Annotated in this window: 4 protein-coding genes and 1 pseudogene; 2 read left to right on the forward strand and 3 right to left on the reverse strand. The window is 72.1% G+C overall.

The genetic code is table 11. The annotated features are described in order from the left end of the window. Positions 1–109 precede the first annotated feature (109 nt). The 3 genes from ACFV1W_RS40185 to ACFV1W_RS40195 form a co-directional block, all read right to left on the reverse strand. Complete coding sequence (locus ACFV1W_RS40185) at positions 110–1,429, reverse strand: TolB family protein (RefSeq protein ID WP_380422484.1); 1,320 nt, start codon at positions 1,427–1,429, stop codon at positions 110–112. 234 nt (positions 1,430–1,663) lie between these two features. Then, on the reverse strand, positions 1,664–2,434 hold the full coding sequence (locus tag ACFV1W_RS40190; RefSeq protein WP_380422485.1) for a lysophospholipid acyltransferase family protein: 771 nt from the start codon (positions 2,432–2,434) through the stop codon (positions 1,664–1,666). A 260-nt stretch (positions 2,435–2,694) separates the two neighbouring features. Next, the gene (locus ACFV1W_RS40195) at positions 2,695–3,120 is read right to left on the reverse strand and encodes a DUF4395 domain-containing protein (protein ID WP_380422487.1); all 426 of its coding nucleotides are present in this window, start codon (positions 3,118–3,120) and stop codon (positions 2,695–2,697) included. Positions 3,121–3,341: 221 nt separating this feature from the next. On the opposite strand from ACFV1W_RS40195, the gene ACFV1W_RS40200 reads away from it, so the two are divergent. Beyond that, a complete protein-coding gene (locus tag ACFV1W_RS40200) occupies positions 3,342–3,758 on the forward strand; it encodes a thioredoxin family protein (protein ID WP_380422488.1) in 417 nt (138 codons plus the stop codon). Between the two features lie 231 nt (positions 3,759–3,989). Then, positions 3,990–4,186, forward strand: a pseudogene (locus ACFV1W_RS40205) (electron transfer flavoprotein subunit beta); the annotation flags it as partial.

A 4,186-nucleotide genomic window follows, 5' to 3' on the forward strand; every position in this document is an offset into this window, starting at 1 on the left:
GCGCCGATGGTACTGCAGGGGGGACCCTGTGGGAGAGTAGGACGCCGCCGAACAATCATTCAGAAGAACCCCCATCCGGATTCCGGATGGGGGTTTTTCGCATTTCCGCTCAGTTGTCGTCGGCCTTCCCGTCCGGCGTTTGCTGGGCCGACGCGGAAGAGGTTGCTGAAGCACCCGCAGACGGTGAGGCCGAGGTCGAAGCCGAGGCCGAGGCCGAAGCTGACGGCGCGTCGGACGACTGGGTGGCCTGGGCCGGTGCGGCCGCCGTTCCCCAGGCTGGACGGCTGAGCCACTTGTCAGCGCTGTTGGTGAGCTTGGCGACGCCCGTACCGTCCGGCCGCATGCTGTAGAGATCCGAGCCCGAGCCCGCGGGGGCCTGGGTGAAGACGATGGACTTGCCGTCGGGCGCGTAGGCCGCGCCGCCGTAGAAGGTCGTCGACGGAGCGGGGGTGAGGGCGCCGATGGCGGTGCCGTCGGGATGGACGGTGTAGATGCCCCCGCCGGGGGCGTTCTCGGCGCCGGCCGGGTAGGTGGTGAAGAGGATCTGGGTGCCGTCGGGGGACCAGGGCGCGCGGTCGCCGGCGCGCAGCTCCCAGGGGGTGAGTTGGCGGAGCCCGGTGCCGTCGACGCCGACCACGTAGATGGCGCGGCTGTTGGCGGGCTGTCCGGTGGCGCTGGTGCGGTACTCGAAGGTGAGCTGCTTGCCGTCGGGTGACCAGCTGGGGTTGCTGACGGCGCCGGAGTAGGGCTTGTCGTTGGTCAGGAAGGTGAGCCGCTGGACGTTGGTCCCGTCGGGGCTCATCAGGTAGAGGTCCGAGTACTGGACCTGGTTGTTGTGGGCCTGGTCGAGGGCGCCCCAGGAACGGCTGAAGGCGAGCTGCTTGCCGTCGGGGGAGAAGGCGGGGGCGCGTTCGTCCTCGTTGGCGCAGTCGGCGCCGGCGCTGGCGGCGTCGCAGAGTTGGCTGATCTGGTGGGCGTTGCCGCCGGTGGCGGAGACCGTCCAGAGACGGGCGGCGCCGGTCTGGGGGTCGGTGCGGTCGAAGGCGATGGCGCTGCCGTCGGGGGACCAGTCGGGGCGGTCGTCGCGGGCGCGCTCGGGCGGCTGGGTGACCTGGTGCTGGCCACTTCCGTCGGGGCCGACGGTGACGATGGCGCTGGTGGTGCGGGTGGCGTCGGTGTAGGCCCGGCTGACGATCAGTCCGTTGTGCGCGTCCGCGTTCGCGGCGCCGACGACGCCCGGGGTCGCGGACTGGGTGGGTTCGGGGGTGGCGGTGGGGGAGTCCGGCCGGATCTCGGAGAGCGGGATCTCGCCCGGCTCGGCCCCGCAGCCGGTGATCAGGGCGCCCACGAGCAGGAGGCCCGCACCGGCGGTTGCGCGGGTGCGGGCCTTGCTCGTGAGGGACTGCCGTGTGCCGGCGCTCCGCGTCATCTCCGTCTCCGACCTTTCCGACCGCTCCGACGTGCGCCCCGGCCCCGATGGTGGGCGGGACTCGGGACGATTCCAGGGGAAGGCCCCTGGAACGAGGTGTCACTGTGCCAGACGGGAGCGCCGGTAGCCGGGCGACACGCGACGGATCGCGTCCGCTCGGTCACGCGGAGTGGACGGGCAGGCTCCTGAACACGAGGGAACGCGAGGGAGTGCTCTGGGAGTGTGCGGGGTGGGTCAGCCCCGGGCGGCGCGGCGCTCGGCCTTGGCGAGGGCCTCCGCCTCGTCCTCGGCCTCGGCGACCTCCAGGGTGGGCGCGGTGCCACCGAGCTGGGCGGGAAGCCACCAGGTGTCGTCCGGGCCGGAGGGCTTGCCGGGGTAGTCGCGCTGGGCCCGGTCGAGCATCTCGCTCATGGCGGCGCGCAGCTTTCTGGTGACCATGACGGGCTTGTCGTTCGGGCCGAGGTGGATCGGTTCGCCGATCATGATCGTCACCGGGACGTGCCGCTTGGTGAGGGTCTTCGGGCGGCCCTTGGTCCAGAGCTGCTGGGTGCCCCAGAGGATGACGGGCAGCAGCGGGGCGCCGGAGTCGGCCGCCATCCGGGCGGCGCCGGTCTTGAACTTCTTCAGCATGAACGAGCGGCTGATGGTCGCCTCGGGGAAGACCCCGACGACCTCGCCCGCCTTGAGGGCGCGAACGGCGGCCTCGTAGGCGGGCTGGCCGTCGGTGCGGTCGACCGGGATGTGCTTCATGCCGCGCATCAGCGGTCCGGAGATGCGGTGCCGGAAGACGTCGTCCTTGGCCATGAAGCGCGTCTTGCGCTTTCCGCCGCGGTAGGCGCCGAGGCCGGCGAAGAGGAAGTCCAGGTAGCTGATGTGGTTGCTCACCAGCACCGCTCCGCCCTCGGCGGGGATGTGCTCGGCGCCGATGATCTTTATCCGCACGTCGAGCGCGCGGAAGGCGGTGAGTGCGGCGCCGATCACCGGCGGGTAGACGAACTCTGCCACGGTCAGTCCTGACTTCTACGGGCCGGAGCCCGGTACGGCGGGTACCCGCGCCGTGCGCGGGAGCCGACCGGAGCACGGCACGCCGCGGCGGTCACGGGTGATACACGGAGATGATCCCCCGAACGGGTGCCTGCTGTCACCTGAGGCGTGCGGTCAAGCGAATATTCACGGTGTGATCTCCGTGATGAATTCGGCCGGGAACTCATCCGTTCCTCCTTGATCCCCGGCGTTCCCCGGCCCGGGTGGTACCGGGGGTGGCATCAGGCGCCGGCGCCCAGGCGCCCCTGGGCGCGTCGGACGATCGGGTAGATCTCGCGGCCCAGGCAGTAGCCGAACGCGGCGTTCAGGAAGGCCGCCGCCAGGGCGAAGGCGGTGGACAGCAGGCCGAGCCAGGTGACCTCGGTGAGGTAGCCGAGGGCGCCGACGGCGGCGAACACGGCCCCGGCGCCCTGGGCGAAGCGCAGCGGGCGCTCGTCCTCGGTCTCGGTGGGCGGGGTCAGGCGCGGGGCGATGAAGGCGTGGAACAACCAGCAGTACGGGGAGACCCGGGGACCGCCGATGGCGCCGAGGGCGAACACGACGGTCTGGGCGGCCAGCAGCAGCCCGCTGCCGGTGATGAGGACGGCGGCCAGCACCACGGCGGTGAGTGCGGCGGCGAAGCGGGGACCGCGGGAGTCGGTCTGCACGGGGGCTCCGGGAGGGTCGCGACGGACGGCTGCGGCGAGCGGCTGCGGCGGGGCGCGTCAGCGACGGCTGGCGGTGGCGGCCGGCTCCGGGCCGACGGTGCGACGGGCGGTCAGTAGCGGCGGGGGGAGGGGGTCGGCGTCCATCCGCCGATCGTACGGGCCCGGTGTCGGCGGGTCGACCTCCCTTTCGGAGCCCGTACGTGCTGTCGCAGACTGGAGGGATGACCGGACCGGTGGTGTGCGTTGTCGTGCTGGCGCCGACGACCGCGTTCGGACTGTTGAGGGCCAGGCGCGACGGAAGGCTGAGGGTGCGCACCAAGGACGGGACTGTACGGCTGTCGGAGGCGGACCTGGGCGGGCCGCTCGGTGAGCGGGCGACCCTGGTGCAGTTCTCCACCGCGTTCTGCCAGCCCTGCCGGGCCACCCGGCGGGTGCTGGCCGAGGTCGCGGGAATGGTCGACGGGGTCGAGCACGTCGAGCTGGACGCCGAGGCGCAGCTGGAGCTGGTCCGTCGGCTGGAGGTCCTGCGGACGCCGACCGTGCTGGTACTGGACACGGCGGGGCGGGTGGTGCGCCGGGCGGCGGGGATGCCGCGCAAGGCGGACGTGATCGCGGCGCTGGGCGCGGCGGTCCGGTGACGGGCGACGGGTGACGGTTGACCCCGGCTGGGGCAGGATGGGCGCTGGCTGCGACGCGGGCCGTCCGGCATAAGCTACTGGCCAGTAGTGACCACTGGGCTACCGCCGAGTATGCTGCCAGGAAGTTCCGGACCGGCACGGGAAACTCGCTGCCCGGAGCGGGTGCGTTCCGTGTTCGCGCCCGCTTGCACGCCGCAGCCGCCGGACGAGACCAGTACAGGAGACAAGGCCGTGAGCTTGAGGATCGTCGTCTGTGTGAAGTACGTGCCGGACGCGACGGGTGACCGTCGTTTCGCGGACGACCACACCACCGACCGGGAGGGTGTGGACGGTCTCCTGTCGGAGCTGGACGAGTACGGCGTCGAGCAGGCGCTGCGGATCGCCGAGGCGAACGACGGTGCCGAGGTGACGGTGCTGACGGTGGGTCC

The sequence above is a fragment of the Kitasatospora sp. NPDC059648 genome, assembly GCF_042734825.1.
Lineage (GTDB): Bacteria > Actinomycetota > Actinomycetes > Streptomycetales > Streptomycetaceae > Kitasatospora.

Coding starts and splice junctions, on each gene's coding strand:
- ACFV1W_RS40185 (WP_380422484.1), bottom strand. CDS start 1,429: ATGACGCGGAGCGCCGGCACACGGCAGTCCCTCACGAGCAAGGCCCGC.
- ACFV1W_RS40200 (WP_380422488.1), top strand. CDS start 3,342: ATGACCGGACCGGTGGTGTGCGTTGTCGTGCTGGCGCCGACGACCGCG.